The 25,198-nt window shown below is 74.7% G+C and carries 23 protein-coding genes; 7 read left to right on the top strand and 16 right to left on the bottom strand.

The window, feature by feature from the left end:
* Window positions 1-182: 182 nt before the first annotated feature.
* Genes ABZ840_RS11530 through paaN form a run of 4 tightly spaced genes read right to left on the bottom strand, consistent with a single transcriptional unit; the run spans window position 183 to window position 4,981 of the window.
* Window positions 183-1,085 carry a 3-hydroxyacyl-CoA dehydrogenase family protein gene (locus tag ABZ840_RS11530; RefSeq protein WP_361557040.1) on the bottom strand — a complete coding sequence of 301 codons (903 nt, stop codon included), beginning with the start codon at window positions 1,083-1,085 and terminating at the stop codon, window positions 183-185.
* Window positions 1,082-2,017 carry an enoyl-CoA hydratase/isomerase family protein gene (locus ABZ840_RS11525; RefSeq protein ID WP_361557037.1) on the bottom strand — a complete coding sequence of 312 codons (936 nt, stop codon included), beginning with the start codon at window positions 2,015-2,017 and terminating at the stop codon, window positions 1,082-1,084. The genes ABZ840_RS11530 and ABZ840_RS11525 overlap by 4 nt, the downstream gene beginning before the upstream one ends.
* Window positions 2,014-3,252 carry a thiolase family protein gene (locus ABZ840_RS11520; protein ID WP_361557034.1) on the bottom strand — a complete coding sequence of 413 codons (1,239 nt, stop codon included), beginning with the start codon at window positions 3,250-3,252 and terminating at the stop codon, window positions 2,014-2,016. Before ABZ840_RS11520 ends, ABZ840_RS11525 begins: the two co-directional genes overlap by 4 nt.
* Before the next feature lies 1 nt (window position 3,253).
* On the bottom strand, window positions 3,254-4,981 hold the full coding sequence (gene paaN / locus ABZ840_RS11515; RefSeq protein WP_361557031.1) for a phenylacetic acid degradation protein PaaN: 1,728 nt from the start codon (window positions 4,979-4,981) through the stop codon (window positions 3,254-3,256).
* Between the two features lie 127 nt (window positions 4,982-5,108).
* Between paaN and paaI the strand changes: the two genes are divergently transcribed.
* From paaI to ABZ840_RS11490, 5 genes are all read left to right on the top strand, one after another.
* The gene (paaI, locus tag ABZ840_RS11510; protein ID WP_361557743.1) at window positions 5,109-5,486 is read left to right on the top strand and encodes a hydroxyphenylacetyl-CoA thioesterase PaaI; all 378 of its coding nucleotides are present in this window, start codon (window positions 5,109-5,111) and stop codon (window positions 5,484-5,486) included.
* Window positions 5,487-5,491: 5 nt separating this feature from the next.
* The gene (gene paaK, locus ABZ840_RS11505) at window positions 5,492-6,838 is read left to right on the top strand and encodes a phenylacetate--CoA ligase PaaK (protein ID WP_361557028.1); all 1,347 of its coding nucleotides are present in this window, start codon (window positions 5,492-5,494) and stop codon (window positions 6,836-6,838) included.
* A gap of 36 nt (window positions 6,839-6,874) precedes the next feature.
* Window positions 6,875-7,492, top strand: a complete 618-nt coding sequence (locus ABZ840_RS11500) for a TetR/AcrR family transcriptional regulator (protein WP_361557025.1) — start codon at window positions 6,875-6,877, stop codon at window positions 7,490-7,492.
* A 79-nt stretch (window positions 7,493-7,571) separates the two neighbouring features.
* Entirely contained in the window at window positions 7,572-8,123 is a 552-nt protein-coding gene (gene trxA / locus ABZ840_RS11495) for a thioredoxin (RefSeq protein ID WP_361557022.1), read from the top strand.
* Window positions 8,116-8,712 carry a histidine phosphatase family protein gene (locus ABZ840_RS11490; RefSeq protein WP_361557019.1) on the top strand — a complete coding sequence of 199 codons (597 nt, stop codon included), beginning with the start codon at window positions 8,116-8,118 and terminating at the stop codon, window positions 8,710-8,712. The genes trxA and ABZ840_RS11490 overlap by 8 nt, the downstream gene beginning before the upstream one ends.
* A 283-nt stretch (window positions 8,713-8,995) precedes the next feature.
* Here the strand turns inward: ABZ840_RS11490 and ABZ840_RS11485 are convergent, their stop codons facing one another.
* The 11 genes from ABZ840_RS11485 to ABZ840_RS11435 form a co-directional block, all read right to left on the bottom strand.
* Window positions 8,996-10,027 carry a rod shape-determining protein gene (locus tag ABZ840_RS11485; RefSeq protein WP_361557016.1) on the bottom strand — a complete coding sequence of 344 codons (1,032 nt, stop codon included), beginning with the start codon at window positions 10,025-10,027 and terminating at the stop codon, window positions 8,996-8,998.
* 132 nt (window positions 10,028-10,159) lie between these two features.
* Window positions 10,160-10,861, bottom strand: a complete 702-nt coding sequence (locus ABZ840_RS11480) for a hypothetical protein (RefSeq protein WP_361557013.1) — start codon at window positions 10,859-10,861, stop codon at window positions 10,160-10,162.
* Window positions 10,845-11,678: an FkbM family methyltransferase gene (locus tag ABZ840_RS11475; protein ID WP_361557010.1), complete on the bottom strand. Its 834-nt coding sequence runs from the start codon at window positions 11,676-11,678 to the stop codon at window positions 10,845-10,847. The genes ABZ840_RS11480 and ABZ840_RS11475 overlap by 17 nt, the downstream gene beginning before the upstream one ends.
* Window positions 11,675-11,935 (bottom strand): Trm112 family protein, encoded by a 261-nt coding sequence (locus tag ABZ840_RS11470; RefSeq protein ID WP_361557007.1) that lies wholly within the window; start codon window positions 11,933-11,935, stop codon window positions 11,675-11,677. The genes ABZ840_RS11475 and ABZ840_RS11470 overlap by 4 nt, the downstream gene beginning before the upstream one ends.
* 13 nt (window positions 11,936-11,948) lie before the next feature.
* Entirely contained in the window at window positions 11,949-12,986 is a 1,038-nt protein-coding gene (locus ABZ840_RS11465) for a DMT family transporter (RefSeq protein WP_361557740.1), read from the bottom strand.
* Window positions 12,987-12,988: 2 nt separating this feature from the next.
* Window positions 12,989-13,741 carry a methyltransferase domain-containing protein gene (locus ABZ840_RS11460; protein ID WP_361557004.1) on the bottom strand — a complete coding sequence of 251 codons (753 nt, stop codon included), beginning with the start codon at window positions 13,739-13,741 and terminating at the stop codon, window positions 12,989-12,991.
* Entirely contained in the window at window positions 13,738-15,090 is a 1,353-nt protein-coding gene (locus ABZ840_RS11455; RefSeq protein WP_361557001.1) for a condensation protein, read from the bottom strand. Before ABZ840_RS11455 ends, ABZ840_RS11460 begins: the two co-directional genes overlap by 4 nt.
* Before the next feature lie 53 nt (window positions 15,091-15,143).
* The gene (locus ABZ840_RS11450) at window positions 15,144-19,784 is read right to left on the bottom strand and encodes an alpha-(1->3)-arabinofuranosyltransferase family protein (RefSeq protein ID WP_361556998.1); all 4,641 of its coding nucleotides are present in this window, start codon (window positions 19,782-19,784) and stop codon (window positions 15,144-15,146) included.
* The gene (locus ABZ840_RS11445; RefSeq protein WP_361556995.1) at window positions 19,781-20,506 is read right to left on the bottom strand and encodes a class I SAM-dependent methyltransferase; all 726 of its coding nucleotides are present in this window, start codon (window positions 20,504-20,506) and stop codon (window positions 19,781-19,783) included. The genes ABZ840_RS11450 and ABZ840_RS11445 overlap by 4 nt, the downstream gene beginning before the upstream one ends.
* An 8-nt stretch (window positions 20,507-20,514) precedes the next feature.
* Window positions 20,515-21,699: a glycosyltransferase family 4 protein gene (locus ABZ840_RS11440; protein WP_361556992.1), complete on the bottom strand. Its 1,185-nt coding sequence runs from the start codon at window positions 21,697-21,699 to the stop codon at window positions 20,515-20,517.
* Window positions 21,700-21,806: 107 nt separating this feature from the next.
* Window positions 21,807-22,841, bottom strand: a complete 1,035-nt coding sequence (locus ABZ840_RS11435) for a DUF3068 domain-containing protein (protein ID WP_361556989.1) — start codon at window positions 22,839-22,841, stop codon at window positions 21,807-21,809.
* Window positions 22,842-23,198: 357 nt separating this feature from the next.
* On the opposite strand from ABZ840_RS11435, the gene ABZ840_RS11430 reads away from it, so the two are divergent.
* Together ABZ840_RS11430 and ABZ840_RS11425 are read left to right on the top strand one after the other, a co-directional pair.
* Window positions 23,199-23,345 carry a hypothetical protein gene (locus ABZ840_RS11430; protein WP_361556986.1) on the top strand — a complete coding sequence of 49 codons (147 nt, stop codon included), beginning with the start codon at window positions 23,199-23,201 and terminating at the stop codon, window positions 23,343-23,345.
* A complete protein-coding gene (locus ABZ840_RS11425) occupies window positions 23,338-24,576 on the top strand; it encodes a helix-turn-helix domain-containing protein (RefSeq protein ID WP_361556983.1) in 1,239 nt (412 codons plus the stop codon). The genes ABZ840_RS11430 and ABZ840_RS11425 overlap by 8 nt, the downstream gene beginning before the upstream one ends.
* Here ABZ840_RS11425 and ABZ840_RS11420 read toward each other — a convergent pair.
* Window positions 24,569-25,192 carry a disulfide bond formation protein DsbA gene (locus tag ABZ840_RS11420; RefSeq protein WP_361556980.1) on the bottom strand — a complete coding sequence of 208 codons (624 nt, stop codon included), beginning with the start codon at window positions 25,190-25,192 and terminating at the stop codon, window positions 24,569-24,571. The two genes, ABZ840_RS11425 and ABZ840_RS11420, sit on opposite strands and share 8 nt — an antisense overlap.
* Window positions 25,193-25,198: the final 6 nt, after the last annotated feature.

Raw genomic sequence — 25,198 nt, 5'->3', positions numbered from 1 at the left:
TCCTTCCCAACCGACCGTTCGTTCGGTTAACAGTCTCGTGTATCGCGCCGCCCATGGCAAGAGGCGGCCTTGAATCGTTACGGGGTGGGGCGGGCCGGTGGGCGAGGCGGCGGCCCACGCGGCGGGGCGCCGCGGGGCGCCGGGCCCCGCGGCACTCAGCGGGCGGGCGGCTCCGCCGTCGCTCACTCCCAGGTGTAGAAGCCCTGGCCCGTCTTGCGGCCCAGCTCGCCGCGGGCCACCTTCTCGCGGAGCAGCGCGGGCGGCGCGAAACGCTCGCCCAGCGTCGCGCACAGGTACTCCGCGATCGCCAGGCGGACGTCCAGGCCGACCAGGTCGGTCAGCCGCAGCGGGCCCATGGGGTGCTTGTAGCCCAGGCTCATCGCGGCGTCGATGGCGGCGGGCTCGGCCACGCCCTCCTCGACCATCCGGACCGCCTCCAGGCCGAGCGCCAGCCCCAGTCGGCTGCTGGCGAAGCCGGGGGAGTCCTTGACCACGACATCGGTCTTGCCGAGCGCGCGCGTCCAGGCGAGCGCCGACTCCAGCGTGGCGTCCGCGGTGTCCGGGGCGACGACCAGCTCGATCAGCGCCGAGGCGGGCACGGGGTTGAAGAAGTGCATGCCGAGGAAGCGCGCCGGGCGCCTCAGCGCCGTGCTCAGCTCCGTGACCGACAGCGAGCTGGTGTTGGTGGCCAGGACCGTGTCGTCGGACACCGCCCGCTCCGCCGCGGCCAGCACCTTCGCCTTGAGCGCCGCGTCCTCGGGCACCGCCTCCACGACCAGCTGGACCTCGCCGGGCAGCTCCTCGGGGGAGGCGACCGTGGTCACCCGTGCCAGCACCGTCTCCGCCGGCTCGGCGAGCTTCCCGCGCTCGGCGGCGCGCGCCAGCCCGGTGGCCACCCGGTCCAGCGCGGCGGCCGCGGCCTCGGCGCCGCTCTCGACGACGGTGACCCGCGAGCCGGCAGCCGCGAACGACTGCGCGACCCCCGCTCCCATCCGGCCGCCGCCGATCACGCCCACCGCCCGCGGTGCCGCGTCCCTCCCGGCCCCCTTCCCGGCCTCCCCGGTCTTCTGTACCGCCGCGCTCACGTCCGCTCTCCGCTCTTCACCGGACCGTTCTTCACCGGACCGTTCTTCGCCGGGCCGCTGGTGTCCGGGCCCTTCTCCGCCGGGCCCTTCTCCTCCGGGCCCTTCTCCTCCGGGCCTTTCTCCTCGGGGCCCCGCTTTTCCAAGCCCCTCTTTTCCAAAAACTGCGTCATCCGGTCCTGCTTGTCCTGGCCCTCGAACAGCACCGCCTGCGCGAGGTCGTCGGCGACCGGATGCGCGCCGGGCGCGTCCACCACGAGCTTGGTCAGCCGCAGCGCCGTCGCCGAGGAGCGGGCCATGCGGTCCAGTACGGCGTGCGCCCGGTCCAGCAGCTCGTCGGCCGGAACGACCTCCATGACCAGGCCCGCTGCGAGCGCCGCCGCCGCGTCCAGATTCCGCCCGGCGAGCAGCACCTGCTTGGCGACCGACTCGCCCACCAGCTCCGGCAGCCGCCAGGAAGCGCCGGCCGCGGCGAGGATGCCGAGCCCGGGTTCCGGATTGCCGAACACCGCGTCCGGCCCGGCGATCCGGATGTCGCAGGCGTAGCTCAGCTCGGCGCCGCCGCCCAGCGCCCAGCCGTCCACCGCGGCCACCGTCGGCATCGGCAGCCGCCGTACCCGCTCGAACAGCCGGCTGTTGATGCCCCGCAGGGCCTCGTCCCGGCCGCGGCGCAGCAGTTCGGCGATGTCGGCGCCGCCCGCGAAGACGCCGCCGTGCCCGGTGAGCAGCAGCAGCTTCGGGTCGCGCTCCAGCAGGTCGCAGACCGCGTGCAGTTCGGTGATCATGCGTCCGCTGAGGGCGTTGCGCGCCTCGGGCCGGTACAGGGTCACCACGACCCGGTCCGCCCGCTCCTCGACCCGCAGCGTCTCGTACGGCTCGTCCGTCACCGCGCCGCGCACGCCGACTGCCGCGCGCTCCTGCGCCGTGTCGCTCATACCCGCTCCACCAGCATCGCGACGCCCTGGCCGACGCCGACGCACAGCGTGGCCAGGCCCCTGCGGGCGTCCTCGCGCTCCAGGCGGCCGAGCAGCGTCAGCAGGATGCGGGCGCCGGAGCAGCCGAGGGGGTGGCCGAGCGCGATGGCGCCGCCGTCGGCGTTGACCCGCTCCTCGTCCAGGCCGAGCCGTCGGAGCACGGCCAGGGACTGCGCCGCGAACGCCTCGTTCAGCTCGACCGCGGCCACGTCGGAGAGCTTCCAGCCGGCGCGGGCGAGCGCCTTCTCCGTGGCCGGTACGGGGCCGAGGCCCATGAGGTTCGGCTGGAGGCCCGCCGAGGCGGAGGTGACGATGCGGGCCCGGGGCGTCAGGCCGTACCGCCGTACTGCCTCGCCGCTCGCCACCAACAGCGCCGCCGCGCCGTCGGACAGCGGCGAGGACGAACCGGCCGTCACGACGCCGTCCTTGCGGAAGATCGTGCGCAGCGCGCCGAGCTTGTCGAGGGTGGTGCCGGGGCGCGGGCCCTCGTCCCGGGTCACCTCGGTGTCCGGGCCGCCCCTGCCGCCCTTGACCGGTACCGGAACGATCTCGCGGTCGAAGTGACCGGCCTCCTGCGCGGCGACCGCCCGCTGGTGGCTGCGGAGCGCGAACGCGTCGGAATCGGCGCGCGTGATGCCGTCGAGCGCCGCGACCTCCTCGGCCGTCTCGCCCATGGACAGTGTCAGCTTGGCGGTCTCCGGCCCGGACCCGGCCACCTCGCGGTCGGCCGCCGCGAAGCGGGGGTTGGTGAACCGCCAGCCCAGCGAGGTGTCGTGCACCTCGCCCGGCTTCGCCCAGGGCGCACCGGGCTTGGCCATGACCCAGGGGGCACGGGTCATCGACTCCACGCCGCCCGCCACCACCAGGTCGGCCTCGCCCGCCCTGATGGCCTGCGCCGCCGAGGCGACGGCGGTCAGGCCCGACGCGCAGAGGCGGTTGACGGTGTATCCGGGCACGGTGTGCGGCAGGCCGGCGAGCAGTACGGCCATCCGCGCCACGTCGCGGTTGTCCTCGCCGGCCTGGTTGGCCGCGCCGAGTATGACCTCGTCGACCGCCTCGGCCGGGGCACCGGCCCGGCGTACCGCCTCGCCGACCACGAGAGCGGCCAGGTCGTCGGGGCGTACGGAGGCCAGCGCGCCGCCGTACCGGCCCTGCGGCGTACGGGCGCCGTCGACCAGAAAGACCTCGTCGGACACGTCAGTTCCCCTCGGTCGCGGTGGCACCGGTCGCCTCCGGGGCGACGTGGCGGCGGGACTGGAGCACGTCGAACCGGCCGGTGATGAAGGCGGAGTCGGTGAGCGTGGCGGAGGCGGCCGGGTTCGCCGCGCTGCCGTGGAAGTCGCTGAACGCGGCGGTCTGGTTGGGGAAGACCGCACCCGTGAGGTTCTCCGAGAGGTGGACGCCGGCCTCGAGGGCGGCGGCGCGGGTGGCCTCCAGGACGTCCTCGCCCGTGGCGTGCACGGTGGCGGTGAGCGCGCCGTGGGCGCGGACCGTCTCGGTGAACAGCCGCAGGCTGTGCTCGGTGGAGTCGGTGGCGATCACGAACGAGACCGGCCCGAACCACTCCCGGGTGTACGTCCCGGCGTCCTCGGCCGCGTCCAGCAGCGCGACGTGCGGCGTGCTCAGCGTGGCGCCGTCGTACTCCGGGTGCGGGACGGTCTGCGAGGGGTACGCGGCCCGGCCCAGCCCGGCCGCCTCGGCGAGCCGGGCCCGTACGCCGTCGTTGACGAGCGCGCCGAGCGTGCCGGCAGCGCGCTGCGGGTCGCCGAGCAGCTTGTCCAGCGCGCCCGCCAGGTCCTCGGCGAACTCGGCGGCGGTGCGGGGGCCCTGGTCGGTCCGGATGCCGTCCCGCGGTACGAGGAGGTTCTGCGGGGTGGTGCACATCTGGCCGCTGTAGAGGGACAGCGAGAAGGCGAGGTTGCGCAGCAGGCCCTTGTAGTCGTCGGTGGAGTCCAGCACGACGGTGTTCAGGCCGGCCTTCTCCGTGTACACGACGGCCTGGCGGGCGTGCTCCTCCAGCCAGTTGCCGAACTCCTTGGAGCCGGTGAAGTCCACCACCCGGACGTCCGGGTGGAGCGCCAGCTCGGCGGCGGTGCGCTGGTCGGCGGTCTCGGCGGCGAGCAGCAGCACGTCCGGGGCGAAGCCGGCCTCGGCCAGCACCTCGCGGGCGATCCGGACGGTGATCGCCAGCGGCAGCACCGCGCCCGCGTGCGGCTTGACGATCACCGGATTGCCCGTGACGAGGCCAGCGAAGAGACCCGGGTAGCCGTTCCACGTGGGGAAGGTGTTGCACGCGATCAGGAGGTTCACCCCGCGGCCCACGGGGGTGAAGGTCTTCTCCATGACCAGCGGCTCGCCCTTGCGCTGCGGCTTGGTCCAGCGGGTCACCGCCGGGAGCTTCTTCTGCTCGGCCCAGGCGTACGCCACCGCCTCCAGGCCGCGGTCCTGCGCGTGCGGCCCGCCCGCCTGGAACGCCATCACGAAGGGCTGGCCCGTCGTGTGGTGCACCGCGTGCGCGATCTCGAAGCTCGCGGCGTTCAGCCGGGACAGGATCTCCGCGGCGACGCCCGCGCGGACGTCCGGGCCGGCCGCGCGCCAGGCCGGGGCCGCCGCCTTCGCCGCGGCCACCGCCTCCCCGGGCGCCAGCCGCGGATATTCGACGTCCAGCGGCAGGCCGTACGGAGAGCGCTCGGCGACGGCGACCGTGCCGCTCTGCGGGTGCCCCGGGAGCTTGAAGGCGGTGCTCAGGTGGGCGCGGAACGCGGCCTCGCCGGTGTCCGCCGCCTCCGCGCCGTAGACCTTCGGGCTCGGGGACTCCGGATGCGGCGACCAGTGGTCACGGTCCCCGGCCGCGGCGACGGCCCGCTCCAGCAGGTCCTTGTGGCGGGCGAAGAAGTCGGATCGATCAGTGACGCTCTCGGACAAGGCAGTCCACCTCTTGACAGGCGTTTCAGATGCTGATTGTTTAACCGCGTCGTTACGCTAACCGAATGTTCGGTCGGGCAGCAAGGGTGGTTGATGTCCTGTGGAAAACTCCGGTCCGGCCCAGCGGATGTTCGCCGCTGACCAGGCGTCTCAGCGGCTCGGCATCGAACTGCTGGAGGCCGGCGAGGGATCGTCGCTGCTCCGCATGGCCGTCGGCGAAACCATGGTCAACGGGCACGGCATCGCCCACGGCGGCTACCTCTTCCTGCTCGCCGACACCGCCTTTGCCTGCGTCTGCAACAGCCACGGCCCGGTGACCGTGGCCGCCGGCGCCGACGTGACCTTCGTGGCGCCGGCGAAGCAGGGGGACGTCCTGCTGGCCCGGGCCGAGGAGCGCGCGCGGTACGGACGGAGCGGCATATACGACGTGACCGTCCGGCGGGGTACGGAAGTCATTGCGGAGTTCCGGGGGCGAAGCCGCGCGATCCGAGGTGTGGAGGAATGAGCAGCATGGGCAGCAACCTGAAAGCCGCGGCGGGTGCGCGGAGGACCGGCACCCCGCTCCCCGCCGAACTGCTGGACGCGGGCGAGCGGATGAGCCTCGACGAGCTGCGGGCGCAGCAGCTCGCGAACCTCCGGTCGACGCTGCGCCACGCCTACGAGAACGTGGAGCTGTACCGCAAGAAGTTCGACGCGGCCGGCGTCCGCCCCGAGGACTGCCGCAGCCTCGCCGACCTCGCGCGCTTCCCCTTCACCACCAAGGCCGACCTGCGCGACACCTACCCCTTCGGGATGTTCGCCGTGCCGATGGCGGACGTCCGACGGGTGCACGCCTCCAGCGGGACGACCGGCCGCCCCACCGTCGTCGGGTACACCGAGGCCGACCTGGACATGTGGGCGGACGTGTTCGCGCGCTCCATCCGCGCGGCCGGCGGCCGGCCCGGCCACAAGGTGCACAACTCCTACGGGTACGGGCTGTTCACCGGGGGCCTCGGCGCGCACTACGGCGCCGAGCGCGCGGGCTGCACGGTGATCCCCGCCTCCGGCGGCATGACCGCCCGCCAGGTGCAGATCATCCAGGACTTCCGGCCCGAGATCATCCTCGTCACGCCCTCGTACATGCTCACCCTCCTCGACGAGTTCGAGCGCCAGGGCATCGATCCGCGCACGTCCTCGCTGCAGATCGGCATCTTCGGCGCCGAGCCGTGGACCGAGGAGATGCGCCGCGAGATCGAGGAGCGGATGGACATCCACGCGGTCGACATCTACGGCCTCTCCGAGGTCATCGGTCCCGGCGTGGCCCAGGAGTGCGTGGACACCAAGGACGGGCTGCACATCTGGGAGGACCACTTCTTCCCCGAGGTCGTCGACCCGGTCACCGACGCGGTGCTGCCGGAGGGCGAGGAGGGCGAGCTGACGTTCACCTCGCTGACCAAGGAGGCGATGCCGGTGATCCGGTACCGCACCCGCGACCTCACCCGCCTGCTGCCCGGTACGGCACGGCCGAACTTCCGCCGGATGGCGAAGGTCACCGGGCGCTGCGACGACATGATCATCCTGCGCGGGGTGAACCTCTTCCCGTCGCAGATCGAGGAGATCGTGCTGCGCACCCCCGGGGTCGCCCCGCACTTCCAGCTGGAGCTCTCCCGGCGGGGCCGGATGGACCACCTGACCGTACGCGTCGAGGCGCGCCCCGACGCCGCCACGGAGGCCCGCGCCGAGGCCGCGGCGACGATCGCCAAGGGCGTCAAGGACGGCGTGGGCGTGACGGTGGGCGTCGACGTGGTCGACCCGGAGACGCTGCAGCGCTCGGTCGGCAAGATCAAGCGCATCGTCGACCTCCGCGACAAGGGCTGACACCCTGCCCCGCGCCCGGCGTGTCACAGTGAGGGAATGATCAGACGACCCGACCGGAACCCGGGGGCACGGCAGGGCCGGACCACCTACGACCGCGCCTCCCTCGTGGAGGTCGCGGTCGCGGTGTTCAACGAGCGCGGCTACGACGGCACCGGCATGGAGGAGCTGGCCCGCCGGCTGGGCATCAGCAAGTCCTCGATCTACCACCACGTGTCCGGCAAGGAGGAGCTGCTCGACCTGGCCGTGAGCCGGGCGCTGGACGCGCTCTTCGCCGTGCTCGACGAGCCCTGCGGCGCGCACGCGGACGCCACGGCCCGGCTGGAGCACACCGTACGGCGCAGCGTCGAGACCCTGGCCGCCGAGCTGCCCTACGTGACGCTGCTGCTGCGCGTGCACGGGAACAGCGAGGCCGAGCAGCGGGCCCTGGAGCGGCGGCGTGAGTTCGATCACCGGGTCGCGGAGCTGGTGCGGCAGGCGGCGGCCGAGGGCGGGGTGCGCGACGACATCGAGCCGGGGCTGACCAGCCGGCTGATCTTCGGCACGGTGAACTCCTTGATCGAGTGGTACCGCCCGGACGGCGGGCTGTCCGTCGCGGTGCTCGCCGACGCGCTGACCAGCATGGTCTTCGACGGACTGCGGGTGCATCGCCCCTAGCCGGCGGGCCCGGGCGGCGGGCCGGAAAGGCCGGTCCCGGGCCCGCGACACGCCCGGGCGCCGACCGCGTCAGGATTCGGTGGATTGCGGATGTCTAGGACGGCGCAACGTGGGCAGGGGAGCCGGGCGGCCGCGTGGCGCGGGCCGCGGAGCGGGGCATCTGGGACACCCTGGAGGAATACACCGCTCCGCGTCTCCCGTTGACGCGGCTGAATACCGACGACCGGACCGGAAGCAGGGAAAGTACATGAGCACGGTAGAGCTCACCAAGGACAACTTCGACGAGATCGTCTCCGGGAACGACTTCGTCCTCATCGACTTCTGGGCCGAGTGGTGCGGTCCGTGCAAGCAGTTCTCGCCGGTCTTCCAGAAGTCCTCCGAGAAGCACGAGGACCTCGTCTTCGCCAAGGTCGACACCGAGGCGCAGCCCGAGCTGGCCGCGGCCTTCCAGATCCAGTCGATCCCCACGGTGATGATCGTCCGGGAGAACATCGCGGTCTTCTCGCAGCCCGGCGCGCTGCCCGAGGAGGCCCTGGAGGACGTCATCGGCCAGGCCCGCAACCTGAACATGGACGAGGTCCGTGCCTCCGTCGAGGAGGCTCAGAAGGAGCAGCAGGCCGGCGGTGAGTGAGCTGCTGCTGATCCGGCACGGCGAGACGGAGTGGAGCCGTTCGGGACAGCACACCAGCTGGACCGACCTCCCCCTCACCGCTCGCGGTGAGGAGCAGGCCCGGGAACTGGGCCCGCTGCTCGCCGGCCGGACAGTGGCGCTGACGCTGGTCAGCCCCATGGGGCGGGCCCGCAGGACCGCCGAGCTGGCCGGTCTCACCCGTACCGAGGTCGAGCCCGACCTGGGCGAGTGGGACTACGGCGGCTACGAAGGCGTGCGCACGGCGGACATCCACCGCACCCGCCCCGAGTGGTTCCTCTTCACCGACGGCGTTCCGCCGGGCCCCGAAGGGCACCCGGGGGAGTCGCCCGAGGAGGTGGGGGCGCGTGCCGACCGGGTACTGGACCGGCTGGCGCCCCGGCTGCAGGCGGACGACGGTGATGTGGCCCTGGTCGGGCACGCGCATTTCCTGCGGGTGCTCACGGCCCGGCGGCTGGGACTGCCCGCGTCCGCCGGCGCGCTGTTCACCTTCGAGACCGGCGCGGTCGGCGTGCTCGGCACGGAACACGACCGCCCGGCGGTGGTGGCCTGGAACACCCGGACGCCCTAGGCGCGGCCGGGCGCCCGCCGCACGTACGAGTGCGTGCGGCGTCTTCGTGCGTGTACGTACGCGTGGCACGTAGCGGCAGCGCGGCGTGCCCCCGACACGTACGGGGCGGCACGCCGTACACGTGGCGGCCGAAGCGCGGCACATGAATGCCGACGCGGCCCTTCAGCCGACGCGGCCCTTCAAGGGGCGTGGTCCGGCTCTACGGGGCGCGGCCCTCTCAGACGTACGGAGCCCGCGAGCCAGGTCGGCTCGCGGGCTCCGCCGCGTCCACGAGGACGGCGTTTCAGGGGGCCAGTGGGGCCAGCTCCAGGGGAGAGACCTGGCCCTCGATCATCGCGGCCAGTCCCTGTACGGCGCAGGTGTCCGGGCGTTCGGCGACCTGTACGGGCATCAGCGTGCCCTGCCGGATCATCGGTTCCAGGCCCGGGACCAGGGCGCTGCCGCCGGCCAGCATGATGCCGCGCTCGGCGAGGTCGGCGACCAGGTCGGGCGGGCAGCGGCGCAGTACGTCACTGATGGCGTCGAGGATGCCCGTGAGCCGGGCGGAGATGGCGCGGCGCACGCGGTCGGGCTCCACCTCGACGCGGCGGGCCTCACCGCTGACCACGTCCCGGCCGTGCACCTCGGTGGAGCCCGGTTCGGGGATGCCGTCACGGGCCAGCATCAGATGCAGCGGCCGGACGTTCTGGCTGGCCACCATCAGCTCGTGATGCAGGCGCAGATGCTGGACGACGGCGTGGTCGATGGCGTCGCCGCCGACCGGAACCGTCTCGGCGGCCACGATGGAGCCCAGGGACAGGACCGCGACCTGGGTCGTCCCGGCCCCGCAGACCACGATCATCGTGGCTTCGGGCTGCTCGACCGGCAGGCCGCAGCCCACGGCCGCCGCCACCATCGTGTCGACCAGTTCGACCCGCCGGGCGCCGAGCCCGGTGAGCGTCTCCACGGCGGCCCGCTGGGTCAGCGGCTCGCTCCCGGAGGGCAGGCAGACCGCTGCCCGCATGGTGGGTTTGCGCCGCCACGCGCGGCGCAGTTTGTCGCCCACGAGCTGCCGCAGCAGCCGTTGGGCCATCTCGATGTCCACGATCGTGCCGTGCGAGACCGGCCGGACCACCCGGATGTGGTCCGGGGTGCGGCCTGCCATGTACTCGGCGCGGGCGCCGACGGCTATGAGCGCGCCGGTACGGATGTTGACGGCTGTGACGGTCGGTTCGTCGACGATCAGGCCGTGGTTCTTCACGTACACCCGGGTGCGCGCCGCGCCGAGGTCGACGGCGACCGAGCAACGACGCAGCTGCGCAACGCTGGTGGTCATGGGGTTCCTCCGCGGGTGGGCCGGTTGGGGCAGGAGCGGCAGCACACCTCTCGACCGTCATCCTTCTGCCGTACGCGCCCGGCTGCCCGCTGAACGGGGCCGTGCGAGGGACCCCGGCGCCGTCCCGCCCGCCTACTCGACGAGGCGTTGCAGCAGGCCCCAGGTGAACTCCGCGATCCGCCGCTCCGGGCGCCCGGCAGGCCCCGGAGCTGCGAATCCGAGCCGCCAGCGGGTGGGCGCCGAACCCTCCATCGGGCGGGCCGGTGGGAACGCGCGTGCGACCTCATCGACGGTGCAGCACCACGGTTCCAGGTCCTCGGCCGTTCGGAGTACGGGGCCCGGCGCACCCGGGGCGCGCACCAGCCACTCGTTCCACACGGCACCCCCGGGCGCGGCCAGCACCTCGAAGCGCAGATCGGGCCAGAGCGGCACCGGCCAGGTCAGCGCCCGGCAGGTCAGGTCGCCGATCCGGCGGGCGGTGTCGGTCTCCGGGGGCCCGAGGACCGAGCGGTACCGCTGGAGCGCGCCGCGGGACCGGGAGGAGTGGCTCATCGCCTGCCAGCGGCGGTTGGCCTCGCGCATCTCCGGGCGGGTCGTGCCCAGGGTGTGCAGCGCGTCCTCCACCAGTCCCGGCTGGTGGTCGGCCATCCGGCGCAGCAGGACGAGCTGGAAGCCGAGCCGGCCCGGCACCCCGAGCGGCCCCTGAGCGCCTCCCTCGGGCTCGTGCAGCCGGCTCCGCGGGGTGCGTGACCTCCCGCGCCCGCCGGGCCCGGGAACGTCCGTGCCGGGCCCGTCGGCGCGTTCTCCGGGGCCGGGCTCATGGGTAGGGCTCATGGCGCACATCGTCGCGCAGTACGGGGCGGGTCGCGGCCGGGTTCGTGCGGTACGCCGGGTCTCCGGGGCCGTGGCCGCGCGGCAGGAAGAGCACGGAGTTGACGTAGCGGCGGTGCGGCACGAGCGTGCGGCGCACCAGCCCGTGCTCCGCCACGTAGGACGTGCGGGCCTGATGTCCCGGGAGGTCGAAGGCGGCCAGCGGAAGCCAGCGGTCACCGGGCAGCACCCAGCCCCGGTAGTCGCGCGCCGCGAACCACTCCAGGACCGGCCCGAGCGGCTGGATGCGCGTCTCCAGCTCCACGAAGAGCGCCGGCTTCTCGCGTTCGACGGTGCGCTCGGCGCCGCGCAGCACGGCCGGTTCGCCACCGTCCACATCGATCTTGATGAGCGTGACGTCGGACAGCTCCAGCTCGTCCAGGGTCAGGCAGCGGACCTCCAGATGGCCGCGGTGCAGCCGGCGGCGGACGAGGGAGGCCACGCCGCGGTCCCCGCGGCCCCCAGGGGGCAGCCACAGCGTCGCGGTCCCCGAGCGGTCACCGGCCGCGGCCGCCACCACCTCGACGTTGTCGGGCGTCACGGCCCTCAGCAGCCGCGCCAGGTGCGGCACCGGCTCCAGGGTGACGACCCGGTCCGCGCGGCGCGCCAGGTGCCGCGCCCAGGGCCCGTACCAGCCGCCCACGTCCACCGCCGTGCCGCCGGGCCGGCAGAAGTCGCCGAGCCGGCGCAACTCGGGCTCGAAGCGCGGGTAGAGCAGCGTCGTGGCGGCGGAGAGCAGCCGCGGCGGCAGGTGCGGGGCGAACCGGGCGGCAAGTGTCACGGCCGGCCCTCGCCCTCGGGAAGGCCCGCCGCACCGGGCACGCCGCCGGCCGTCTCCATACGGGCCAGCAGCCGCTCGTGCTCTTCGGCGGAGACCTGCTCCCCCGAAGAGGGGAGTAACTGCGGGACGCCGTCCACGATGGGATAGCGGCGGCGCAGCCGGGGGTTGTAGAGCGCGTCGTCCGCGGCGATGAGGACCAGTGGCCCCTTGTCGAGCGGGCAGGCGAGGATCCGCAGCAGCGGGTCGTCCGGCTTCATGTGTCAGCTCCTGTTACGCGTCCGGTGGCGGGAAGGTGTCGGCCGTCGTGCGCCGGCGGGTGACGGAGACGGTACGCCCGGACACCACGACCGGCGCCCGTGCGGACGGTTCGGGCGCGGGCGCGGCCGGTGGCGGGCGCCGGTCCATGGCGAGCAGCGCGGCCAGCGCCAGGGCCGTACCGCCCAGCCGCAGGGCCAGCCGTACCGGATCGCCGGGCAGCGGCTCCCCGAAGGCGACCGTGCCGCAGACGACGGCGACGACACCGCTCACGGCCGAGCACACGGGGACCAGCAGCGACGCCCGACAGCGCTGCAGCGCCGCCTGCGACAGCACCAGCCCGGCCGTTCCCGTGCACACCAGCAGGTACGGGTACGGCGTGGCCCCCAGGGCGGCGAGGGAGGAGAGCGCCGTACGGACGTCCGGCGGCCAGGCCACCTTGGGCCCGCCCCCGTGCGCGGCCTCCGGTAGCCCCGCCAGTCCCTTGATGGCCAGCGAACTCACCCCGTACAGCAGCCCGATGGCCACCCCGTAGGGCACGCCCGCACCCGCAGCCCGGTGGCGCCGCCGGGCCCGTCGCCCGGCAGCCCAGTACAGCCACAGTCCGGCGGCGAGCGCGGGCAGCGCGCACCACAGCAGCGTGCCGGCCGGCGCCGTACGGCTCACCTCCGCCGCGTCCGCGCCGTGCAGCGAACCGGCCACCATCACCAGCGCGGCCACCACCGCCACCGTCGCCAGCCGCTCGCGGCCGGTCGTCCGCTCCCCGAGCACCACCGAGGCCAGCAGCAGGACCAGCACCAGACCGGCCGCGAACAGGCCCTGGGCGGCCGCCACGGGCAGCGTGCGGTAGACCACCAGCTGCGCCGCGAAGCCGGCCGCCAGCGCCAGCGAGCCGGTCAGCCACAGCGGGCTGCCCAGCAGCCGCCGCACGACGCGGAACGGCCGCCGGACGCTCAACGGGGGCAGCCGGCCCAGCGCCCGCTTCTCCAGCACGAAGCCGCAGCTGTACAGGACGTTGGCCAGCAGCGCCGCCGCGACGCCCCACCCCGGCACGGTCACCGCGCCGCCCGGCGGGCGTGCACCAGGAGGATCGACGCCAGCGACGGGACACGGCAGGCCAGCCGGTCCAGAGGGCGCAGCGGGCGCGGCACATCGTGGTACGGCGCGCCCGCCATCCGTACGACCTCGAACCCCGCAGCCGTCAGGAAGCCGCGCAGCGCACGGGCGGTGTAGAGCCGGAGGTGGCCGACGACCTGGCTGCCGGGGCGGCCGTGTATGCCGCGCAGGCTCACCTCCGAGAACACCGGCTGCACGCCCGCCAGCAGCAGACCGCGGTTGTACCAGGCGGCGAGGTTGGGCGTGGAGAGCAGCAGGTGGCCGCCGGGGCGCAGGACGCGCCGCAGCTCGTCCAGGGCCGCGTCGGGGTCCACCAGGTGCTCGACGACCTCACTGAAGAGCACCGCGTCGGCCGCCCCGTCCGCGAACGGCAGCCCGGCACCGGACAGTTCGCCGCGCACCACGAGCGGTATCCGGCCCGTCGCGCGGCGCAGCGCGTCCTGGGACCAGTCGACGCCGACGAGGCGGTGGCCGGAGAGGTGCGGCAGTGCCGTGGCCGCCGCGGTGCCGTCCCCGCAGCCGACGTCGAGGACGGTGGCCGGGGCCCGTCCGCCGCCGGCCGGGCCGAGCGCACGCGCCAGCATCAGCGCCTGCCGCCGCCCCCGTTCGGCTCCGGAGGAGACGGGCACCAACGGGTTCTCGTAGAAGTCGCGCAGGCCCCCGGGGCCGTGCCGCGCGCCGGTCGTGGTCATGTGCCGCTCCAGGAGGTCGCCGCGAGAGCTTCTTCGAACAGGGCGCACAGCGCCGCCGCCGCAGTGTCGTCCAGCAGCGCCCGGGACCAGCGCAGCGTCAGCTGGATCCGGCCGCCGGTGGCGAGTACCCCGAAGGACAGCCCGCGCGGCATACGGGCCGGCGCGGAGAACCACACTCCGGTGGCCCGGCCGCCCGCGGCGCCGAAGTCCAGGGGGTAGGGCAGCCGGCCGATGTTGGACAGCAGGGCGGTGGACGTCCAGGGCGCGGCGGCGGCACGCGCCCCACGGGTCACTGCGGCCCGCACACCGACCGGCAGCACGGGTGCGGTCAGGAGGGCGCCGGACAGGCCCAGTTGTGGGCCGCGGGAGGCCTTCAGGGCGCGGGTGCGGGCCGCGGTGCCGCCCAGCAGCCGTGCCACCGTGGCCGGTTCCGGTGGCCAGGAGCCGGCGGACGGCGGCGCGCCCCGCGGGGCCGCCCCGAAGCCCACGGAGACCAGCCGTGTCCCGTTGCCGAGCGGCATCTCCGTACCGCGGGGCCGGTCGTCGACGGGCACCGTGAGGACCACGGGTGCGGGGCGGGCACCGTGCAGCTGGTTCCAGCGCGTCACCGACAGGCAAGCGGCCACGAGGAGCTGGTCGTTGACGGTGTACGGGGCGTTCGCTCCGGGGGCGAGGGGCGGGCGGTCCGGTACGGGCAGCTCGGTGAGGAGCAGGCCGTTCCCGTGGGCCGCACGGCCGTGGTCGGCGGCCACGCGGGCCGGGCGGCGCGGGCCGAGACGCACCGCTGCGGCGTCGGCCCGGGAGCGCCGTGAAGGGCTCTGAGGGCCGCGTACGGGCGGTGGCGCGGGGGAGTTGTCCGCGTCGCCGTACAGCTCCGCCGTGGTAGCCAGCAGGCGCAGGCAGGACGGGGCGTCCAGCGCGGTGTGGTGGGCGGTGAGGAGCAGCACGGTGCCCGCTGTGGTGCCGGGGGCGGTGCCCGGGAAGGTGCCCGGCCCGGTCGTCCCCTGGGCGATCACCTCCAGCCGTACGGGCGGGGCGGCGTCCAGGGAGGGGCACTCGGCGAGCGCCCGCTCCCGGGCACGGCGCAGCGCTTCGGGACCCGGCTCGGGGAAGGCGACTGCCTCCCTGTCGGGTGCGCCGGCCGGCTGCCACGTGTACCGCCGGTGCCACCAGCGCACGGGGGCCTGTCGCAGCAGCGCCTTCGGGTGCCGCGCCAGCGCCCGGCCGAACGCGTCCCGAAGGCGGGCGCCGTCCACGTGCCCCGGCAGGTGCGCCTCCACGTGCACGGTCTCCGGCTCCGCCTCCTGTGCGCAGTGCCGGGCGATCTCGTCCACGAGGGGGAAGGGCACCGGCCGGAGAGCGCGTGGGACGGGCCCCGGCGCGCGAACCGGATGGAGGGCGGTCATGCGGTCGGCCCCTTTCCGTCGGCGCGGCCTTCGCCCTCGGCGGGCCCCTCTCCTCCGGTGGGTTCCTTTCCTCCGGTGGATTCCTCCCCTTCGGGCGGTGCGGCGGCCCCCTCGGGCGGTGCGTCGGCTCCCTCGGGTGGTGTGCCGGCGCGCTTCCTCCGGCGGGGGAGCGGGGGCCGGCGGCGGGCCCCGGTGGTGGGCGGCTGCTCGGCTTCGGGCTCTCCGGCGGCGGGCGGCTGCTCGGTGGTGGGTTCCCGGGCGGCTTCACCGGTCGTGGGCTCCCCGGGCACGGGCTTTCCGGTGGTGGGCTCCCCGGGTGTCACGGGCGGCAGGACGGCCGTGTCGTCCTCGGAGCCGGGCGGAGCCGTCGTGCTGGACGGTGTCGGTTTCTCGTCCCCCTCCGGGGCCGGGAGCGGCTTCGTGGTGCCTTCCTCGACCGTGCCTCCCTCGGCCGCGCCCTCCTCGGGCGGCTGGGGCTTGCGACGGTGGGGGCGGAGCGACGCGGGCCACAGGCGGCCCGGTGGCACCGTGACCACCGCCGCGGTCAGCGCGAGCAGTGCGAGGCCCTGGGCCGGGGCGCTGAACGGGCCGCGGCCGAGCGAGGCCGGGAGGCCGGCGCCGAAGGACGCGGCGACGCCGGCCGCCGCCATCGCGAGGAAGGCCAGCGGCGCGAGCAGTACCGGGCGGGCCCGGGCGAGCAGGGCGAGCACCGGTACGGCCACCGCGAACGGCCCGGCGACGAGCCCCAGTACGGCGGCGAGCACGATCGTGCCGAGCACCCAGGAGGGCGCGGGCGGCGCCACCGGTACGGGCGCTTCGCCCGCCGACCGGCGCCGCCCTACCAGGGCGCACGCCGCCACCAGCAGGATGCCGACGACCCCGGTGATCAGCGCCAGCCGGTACTGCGCGGCCGGCGCGTAGTACAGATGCACCGTTCCGCCCCCGCCGGCCGGGACCAGGAATGCCTGCTGCCAGCCGTCCACCCGTACCGGGGTGAGCTCACGGCCGTTCAGGGTCGCGTGCCAGCCGGCGTTGGCGTTCTCGTACGTCTGGAGGTACACCGCGCGCCCCGGGCCGATGTACGCGTCGCGGCTGTCGCCCGACCAGCCGGCCCCGGCGATGACCCGGCGCGGCGCGACGGCCGTCGGTTCCGCCGTGCCGCGGCGGAGGGTGACGTCGGTCAGCGCGAGGGGCCCGCGGTCGCCCGCCTCCACGCGGTGGCGCCCGGCGGGCAGGGCGATCCGGCCGCCCTGCGCGCGGCACAGCTCGACCTTGAGGGGGCGGCGCTGCACCAGATCACGAACCGGTCCCGCCGCCTTCGTGGCGTACTGGACGCCGTCCACGGTGAGTTCGGGTCCCTTGCCGCAGGGCAGCGAGAAGCGCGCGCTCTTCTTGGGCGGCGGAGTGCGGTACTTCTTGAGCGCCGGGATGTAGACCTCGCTGAGGCCGACCGGGAGCTGGAGCGGCTGCCCCGCCACGGGGTTGTGGATGGTCAGCGGCTTGACCCGGGAGACGGTGATGTCGAGGCGGTCGGTGGTGATCGGGTCGAAGCGGGCCATGCCGTTCTCGTCGACGCCGGCGGTCGCCGCCCCGTAGGGCGAGTTGATCAGGATCTGTTCGGGACGCGTGGAGATGCCGCCCGCGGCGGGCAGCACGATCGTGTCGATCTTCTTCTTGCCCGGCCAGCGCAGATGCACCGTGGGCTTGTCCCCGGCGACCCACGCGGTGGTCAGATCGCCGTCCACGAGGTTGCGCGGGCTGAGGGACTGCCCGGTACGGCTGGTGGAGTCGGCGGTGGCGGTGATCCGGTCACGCTGGTCGGGCGCCGCCTTCGTGAGCAGCGCGTCCAGGGCGCGCCCCGGCACGGCCAGCGCCTCGGCGGAGACCCGGTACACCGCGTCGGCGCCCGTGAGGAACTGGCGGTGCAGGCCGGTCTCCGCGGACACCGGGGAGAGGCCGCCGGGGTCGCTGCCGCGGTGCAGCGCGTACGTCGTGGCGGGCGCCTCCGTGTACTCGGAGTCCTCGGGCACCTGGAGGAGCCGGGTGACCCGTACGCCGGGGATGGTGATCTCCGAGATGCCGGCCCCGGAGACGCCGGCGCGCGGCAGTTGGGAGCCGAGGACGGTGACCTTCAGCCACTTCGCCCTGCCCGGCGGTGCCTTGACCGGCTGGCGCCTGCCGTCGGTGCGCAGCTGGCTGACCGCGCTGCCGCGGTCGGTGGAGACGCGGACGGCCGTCGGAGCGGCGCGCAGCCCGTCGCCGGGCAGCGGGGTCAGCGCGAGCGTCGCGGGGACGTCCACGGGCCGGTCGAAGGCCACCTTCAGCCACTGGCCGACCGGGTTGCCCGCGCTGCCTTCCGCCCAGGCGGTGTCCGGGTCGCCGTCGAAGGCGTGCACCGGGTCGTACTGAGGCAGGTGGAAGAGCCAGCTGCCGCTGGAGGACGCGGTGACGGAACGGGCGCCGCGCAGCACGGCGGTCGTCTGGTGCTCGATGCCGCGGACGGGCAGGATCTGGCGCGGCGGACGGCCGGGGTCCTGCACGCTGTCCGGGCCGTTCCGCTCGTCCGCGGTGTACGTGTACGAGGTGTTGGTGTTGACCAGCCCGAAGCGGGTGTCGGTGCGGCGCAGGCCGTCACCGGTGAGCTGGAGGGCCGGGGCCTGGACACCCGGGAGCGCGTCGCCGGTGAGCACCGTGGGCCGGTCGCGCAGCGCGGGGTCGGCGGCGAACTGCAGCAGTGCCTCGGGGCCGCCGCTGAGCCGCGCCGTATCGGCGGCGGCCCGGGCGGTGACCCTGCCGGGGCGCGGCGTGTCCACCGGTTCGTAGATCTCCACCGCGCGCTGCCTCGGGTACAGCCCCTGCACCTGTACCGGGGTGTCGGCGGCGATCCGGCCTGCGGTGGTCAGCGGCCCGAAGGACGCCACCTTGCGGTAGCCGGACGCCACGAGGGTGCGCCGCACGGTCTGCGGGGGAACGTAGCCGATCTGATCGGGGTCCAGGTCGTTGCGTACCACCACGTTGTAGAGCCCGGCCCGGCTCAGGAAGCCGCGCAGCCCCGGCACTTCGGAGCCGGTCATCAGGGCCTGCTCCACGGCGTCCATCGTGCGCCGCGAGCCCTTCGTCCCGAAGGGGACGAAGTCGCGCTGCGCCCACGGGGACTCGGCGAGCACGTCGAGCGGCTGGTCGATGGGGGAGCCCCAGGTGTACAGGCCGTGCGCGGTGGCCGGGACGACCAGTGCGCGGTCGTCGGGGCTGCGGTCCGAGAGCCAGTCGGCGGTCTGCTGCCAGTGCGCGGGCAGCTTCTTGAAGGCGCCGGGCTGCAGGACAGTGCCGTTGAAGTACGGCAGGGCGAGGGCCGGCAGCAGGAGGAGCGCGACCACCAGGGGGATGTACCGGCCGCCGGGCACCGGGCGGCCGGCGCGCGGCCGGGAGGCCAGGCCCGTGAGGTGCGCCAGCCCGAAGGCCAGTGCGAGGGCGAGGCCGGGCGCGAACTTGTAGATGTTGCGGAACGGCTGCAGCGGGCCGTCCAGCCACTCCCGCACGATCTCGTGCAGCGGGCCGCCGAGGACGCCCCCGTACCCGGCCAGCGCGACCGCGGTGACGATCAGCACGGTCAGCAGCAGCCAGCGCCGCTCGGGCAGGTCCCGGCGGGCCAGCCCGGCCAGGCCCAGCGCGGCGGTGAGCGCGGTGCCGATCACGGTGAAGACGCCCGCCACCAGCGTCCACCCGGCCGGCAGCCAGGGCTCCCCGAAGTTCAGGTACGCGACCCAGTTGCCGGCGCCCCGCAGCAGTTCGGTGGCCGACATGGTGCTCGTGGTGGCGTCGGCCTGCTCCACGTACGGCATGAAGTTCTCGCCGTGCACGCCCAGGAGGAGCAGCGGGAGCGACCACCATGCGGTGACCAACAGGACGCCCGGCAGCCACCAGCCCAGTAACCTCCACCGCCGCGAGCCGGTACGGGTGAGCACGTACAGCAGGGCGGGCAGCAGCGCCGCAATCGTGCAGGCCGCGTTGACGCCGCCCATGAAAGGGATCAGCACCGCCGAACGGCACGCCGCCAGCCGCGCGGTGCGCCGCGGGTCGGCCAGCGGCAGCAGCACCCAGGGCAGGACGGCGCCGGGCAGCGCGGCGGCCGAGGTGGAGCCGATGACGATGGTGAAGGCGGGCCACAGCGCATACGTGGCGGCCCCCAGCAGCCGGGCGGCGGGGCTGCCCATCTGCAGGCGCTCGGCCAGCCGCAGCGCACCCCAGAAGGCGGCGGTCACCACGAGGGACAGCCAGAGGCGTTCGGCGATCCAGACCGGCAGCTGCGCCAGGTCGGCCAGCGCGTAGTACGGGAGCATCGGGAACGCGTAGCCGATGTACTGGTCGGCGAGGCCCCCGAAGCCGGCCCGGTCGTGCCAGAGGGACCCGAGGTCGCCGAGGAACTTCCACGGGGCCAGCGCCACGCCCAGCTTGGTCTCGAACGTCATCCTGCCCGGGGACGGCGCCAGGAAGGCGACGAAGGACACCGCCCAGAAGGCGAGCAGCCAGCTCCGCCTCCGTGGCCGCTCCGGTGGTGGCCCCCCGGGTGCGGACAGCGGAGTGCTCCCGGGGACGGGCGAGCCCGGAGAGCGCGAGGTGGCGAGCGTCTGGGTCATGGCAACCGCCGGAGTATGAGAAGGAGGTTCCAGGTGGCGACCTCGCGCACGCCGGGCAGGCGGGCGACGGCGCCGGCCAGGAACGGCGCGTAGCGGGACCGGGCGGCGAGCACCTCGACGTCCCCGCGGGCGCGTACCTGGCGCAGCGTGGGCCCGACGTGGAGCGCGAAGAGGTTCTCGCCGAGGGTGTGCTTGGGGCTGCGTCCGGTGCGCCGCCGGTAGCGGTCGCGGGCCCGGCGCGCCCCCAGGTAGTGCCAGGGCGCCGTCTCGTGGCCGCCCCAGGGGGACAGCCAGTTGGTGAAGGCGACGTAGATCAGGCCCCCGGGGCGGGTGACGCGCACCATCTCGCTGAGGAAAGTGTGCGGGTCGGCGACGTGTTCCAGGACGTTGGAGGAGAAGCAGACGTCGGCGGCGCCGTCCGCGAGCGGCAGCAGGTAACCGTCGGCGAGCACCGCGCCCTCGGGGGGAGCGCCGCGCGCGTACAGCTCGGCCGGGTCGGGTTCGAGGAGCACCGCGAGCGCGCCGCGGCGGCGGAACTCCGCCGTGAAGTGCCCGGCCCCGCCGCCCACATCGGCCACCACGGCCCCGGACAGCGGACCGTAGCGCTCCAGTTGGTCGGCGGCGTCCCGGGCGAGCAGCCCGTAACAGCCTTCGGGGTCGGTCTGCTCGCGCAGGAACGCGCGGAAGAGCGCGACGGACCTGCGCAGCGAGGGATCACGCACCGCGTGCGTCACCTCCCCGGCGCCGTGCGGGCGGCCTCGGCGGCCACCGCGCGGAAGCTGCGGACCGTGGCGCTCCAGCGGAAGCGGGCGGCGCGCAGCTCGGCCGCGCGGCCCATCGCGTGGCGCCGCTGCCCACTGAGAGCGAGCGCGCACCAGTGGGCGGCGAAGGCGCTCTCCCCTCGTGCGAGCAGGCCCGTCACCCCGTCGTGCACCGAGTCCCGCAGGCCCGGTATGTCGAAGCCGACGGCCGGGGTGCGCCGGGCGGCGGCCTCCATGACCACCAGGCCCCAGCCCTCGATCAGGGAGGGATGCAGCAGCAGCCAGGAGCGGCACAGCAGTTCGTGCTTCTCGCGCTCGCTCACATGGCCCGTGAAGCGGACGCCGGGGCCCGCCAGGTCCTCCAGGCGACGGCGCTCCGGCCCGTCCCCGACGATGACCAGGCGGCCGCCGGTGACCGGCCGTACGCGCTCCCACAGGCGCAGGAGCAGGCCGATCCGCTTGTACTCGACGAGTCTGCCCATGGCCAGGAACAGCGGTTCGGGAGACTTCGGGAGCAGCGGACCCGGCTCCTCGACGCCGTTGTGGACCAGCCGGATGCGGTCCCCCGGTACGCCGAGGTCCCGCAGCGCCTGCGCGGTGGAGTCGGAGACCGCGACCATCAGGTTGCCGCGGTGGGTGCCGGCCAGCGCCCAGCGCTCCAGGCTGCGGCCCAGGCGCGCGGCGGGGGCCGGATAGCGCAGCCCCCACAGGTCGGTGTGGACGTGGTTGACGAGACAGAGCGTCGGCCCGCTGTGCCAGAGGGGCGCCAGGTAGGGCATGCCGTTGCACACCTCCACCAGCAGGTCGCAGTCGCCGACCTGGCGGGCGAACTGCCTGCGGACGCGCAGGAAGTGACCGGCGTCGCCGCCCGCGGAGACCACCCGGTAGTCGCGGTGGGCGGCGGGCCCGCCGCACAACAGCGTGACCTGGTGGTCCAGGGCGGTGAGCCCTTCGGCGAGCCGGTCGACGAGCAGTTCGGAACCGCCCGCCGCGGGGTTCCCGAGGTCGCGGCGGGCGAGGAACACGATGCGCCGCGGAACGGGCGCCGTGGCGGTACGGGACGGTCTGCGGGCGTGCGGACGCACCGGCTCGCGCCAGGGGCGTACGGGCTCCAGGGCAGGGGCGTGCGGCAGGGGTGGCACGTGCTGGGGCATCTGCGCTCCAACTCGTCTCAGGGTGCGGTACCTAGGGTGGGGGACGTACTGCGTACTGAGCCGTGCGGAACGAGCCGACCGGAAAGCGCCGGTGGCCCGTGGGGTCGTCAGTGTTCGCCGTGCGCCCCGCCCTGGCCACTCACCGGAGTGACAAATTCCGGCCCCGCTGCGTCCGGTTGTTCGTCACCGCGCGCAGCATCGGGGCGCGGCCGCCGCCCGATCGCCACCAGGACGGCGCCCGCCAGGGCCAGTACGCCGCCCGCCCCGGCCGTCCAAGGCGGGACCGTCTCACCGGCCAGCCGCAGCTTCGTGGCGTCCGCGTCCGCCAGCGCCACCTGGGCGCGGCGGGTGGCGGGCGTGAAGCGCAGCCGGCGGCCGTCCAGCAGGGTGACCACGTCCCGCTGCCCGCCGGGCACCCGCAGCGTCCTGCGCGGCGAGATCACCGCGTCGATGATCCGGCCGGTGCGCCGGTCCACGACCAGCTCGATCCCGGCGTTGGCGTACCACTCCTCGGCCTGGATCTGCGGCTGCTTCGGCCGGCCCACGAGCTTGCCCGGCACCTGCCTGCTGCCGGTCCTGGCCGGCGGCACGGACCCGGTGAACACATAGCCCTCGTAGCCCGCGACGCGCCGCTTCCCGGCGTACTCCAGCGGGACCGCCGCCTGCAGCGTGTCGTCCCACCAGCGGTAGGTCCGCCGCTGCACATCGAAGGGGAACTTCAGGTACGCCTCGCCCTCGTAGTGCGCGGGGGACTCGCCACAGCAGTGCACCGGCTCGTTCGTCCGCCGGTCGGAGACCCAGCGCGCCGTGGTCCACAGCAGCGCCTTACGAGGGTCCTTCAGCCGCAGCGTCCGAGGGGTGTCGACGGTGGTGGACACGTCCCAGACGGCCCGGCCGCTGCGCTCACTGGCCGCCACGTCGCCGAGCACGTGACGGGTGACGGTGATCCGGCCCTTTCTGGTCTCCAGGTCCGCCGTCTCGAAGTAGCGCCCGGGGCCGGTGAAGACCGTGGTGACGTCGACGTCCACGGGGGTGCGTGCGGCGCGCGGTGCCACGTACCAGGCGAGCATCGCCGCCAGTACCAGCAGGAACACGCCGCTGCCCAGCAGGGCCAGGGACAGGGGTGAGGCAGTCTTCCGCATACGGGCACTCCTGTGGTGAGGCAGGGGCGGGGGGCAGTGCACGGGGAACGACTTCGGTGGCCCGGGACCCGGGCGGGCCGGCCGGGCTGCGGCGCTGTACGAGGACGGGCGCACGGGCCCGGGCGGGACACGGTAGCGGCGGTCCCGCGGGGGCGTGTGGCGGTGTACGGAGGCGGGCCGAAGGGAAGCCGGAAGCGGGCCGAAAGCGCCCCGGGGGCGGTTCCCGGCCATCGGCCCGGGAACCGTAGGGGAGTACTTGACAGCCCGTCAACTCCCTTTCACACTCGGCACATCGCGCCAGCCGCCAGTCCGTGCCGGGCGCCGCGCCCGCCGCCACGACGAAGGGTCCGCCGCGCCATGCCGAGACTGCTCGCCGCCACCCTGACCTGTATCGCCGCCGCCGCGCTCGCCGTCGGCGCGGGCCTTGGCGCCGTCGCCGCGCTGAACGCCACCCCGGAGCAGCCGAACGTCCCGCTGGTCACCTTCGACCGGACCGGTGAGTAAGCGGGCGGCGACCGCCGTGGGCCCGGCCTGGCGGGACGTGCCGCGCCTCCAGGTGCACCGCTTCGCCACCCTGGCCATGGGCCGGGTCCCCGCCCTCGCCGAGGAGATCCTGCGCGAGATCCGGCGGGAGTTCCCGCAACTGCCGGTCGTTCTGGACGAGCTGGGCGAGCCGAAGGCGCTGGTCGGCATCCGCCGGGCGCTGGAGCACTTCGTCACGCACGTCACCACGGGCGGTGAGCGGCCCCAGGTGCCCCCGCAGGACTTCCAGGACTTCGGCCGGGGCGAGGGGCTGCACGGCCGCAGCCTGGACGCTCTGCAGGCCATCTACCGGCTCGGCGTGCGGCTGGCCTGGCGGCGGCTCGCGGAGATCGGCCAGCAGGCGGAGATCCCGGCCCCCGCGATGTACGAACTGGCCGAATCCGGCTTCGCGTACCTGGACGGGCTGGTCGCCCAGTCCGTACGCGGCCACGCCGAGGCCGCCGCGCGGCAGGCCGGCGAGCGGCTCCGGCTGCAGCGGCAGCTGATGGCGGAGATCCTGGACGGCGGCCCGGCCGTCGCGGAGCGCGCCGCCCGGATCGGCTGGCCGCTGCCCGAACGCGTCGCGGTCGCCGTGCTCACCCGGCCCGCCCGGGAGGCCGTGGCGCCGGCCGTCGGGCCCGGCGTCCTGCTGGACATGGAGCGGGAGCGGCCGTGCGTGATCCTGCCCGAACCGGACGCGGCGGGCCGCCACGAACTGCTGGCGCGGGCCACGTACGGCTGGACGGGCGCGGTCGGGCCGCCCGTACCGCTGGCCGCTGCCGCCGCTTCACTGCGCTGGGCGGAGGCCGCGCTCGCCCTCGTGGAGCGCGGTCTGCTGCCCCCGGGGGAGCTGCTGCGCTGCACCGAGCACACCGAAGCGCTCGTCCTGCTGCCCCCCGAAGAGCTGATCGCCGACCTCACCCGGCGCAGCCTCGCGCCTCTGGAGAGCTGCGGCGCCGGCCACGCCCGGCGGCTCGCCGACACCCTGCTCGCCTGGCTGGAGACGCGCGGCGGCGCCCCCGAGGTGGCCGCCCGGCTCGGTGTGCACCCGCAGACCGTCCGCTACCGGCTGCGCCAGCTCCGCGACCTGTGGGGCGCGGACCTGGACGACCCGGACCGCCGCTTCGCGCTGGAACTGGTGCTGCGCGCGCAGCGCTTACGGGAGGGCGCGGCGGCGGGCGGGACGGCCACCGAGGGGCGCCGGGTCAGCTGAAGTCGAGGTCGCCGGTGCGGGTCCGCTTGAGTTCGAAGAACTTGTCGTAGCCGGCGAGCAGCCGGGCGCCCTCGAAGACGCGTACCGCCTCCTCGCCGCGCGGGATCGCGGACAGCACGGGCCCGAAGAAGGCCACCCCGTCGATGTGGATCGTGGGCGTGCCGACCTCGGAGCCGACCGGATCCATCCCCTCGTGGTGGCTCTTGCGCAGCGCCTTGTCGTAGGCGGTGCTGTGCGCCGCCTCGGCCAGTTCGGCCGGGAGGCCGGTCTCGGCCAGCGCCTCCGCGATCACCGCGTCCATCTCCTCGCCGCGGCCCTCGTTGTGGATACGGGTGCCGAGCGCGGTGTACAGGTCGCGCAGCACCTCCTCGCCGCGCTGCTGGGCGGCGGCGATGCAGACGCGGACCGGGCCCCAGCCCCGCTCCAGCAGCTCCTTGTACTGGTCCGGGAGGTCCTCGCGGCCTTCGTTGAGGACGGAGAGGCTCATGACCCGGAAGCGCAGGTCGAGGTCCCGGTGGCGCTCCACCTCCAGGATCCAGCGGGAGGAGATCCAGGCGAAGGGGCAGAGCGGATCGAAGTAGAAGTCGACGGCAGGCCGGCTGTTCTCGGTGGTCATGGCCTC

Source organism: Streptomyces sp. NPDC047117, assembly GCF_040643545.1.
In the GTDB taxonomy this organism is placed as follows: domain Bacteria; phylum Actinomycetota; class Actinomycetes; order Streptomycetales; family Streptomycetaceae; genus Streptomyces.
This window is presented reverse-complemented; position numbering and strand designations above follow the sequence as displayed.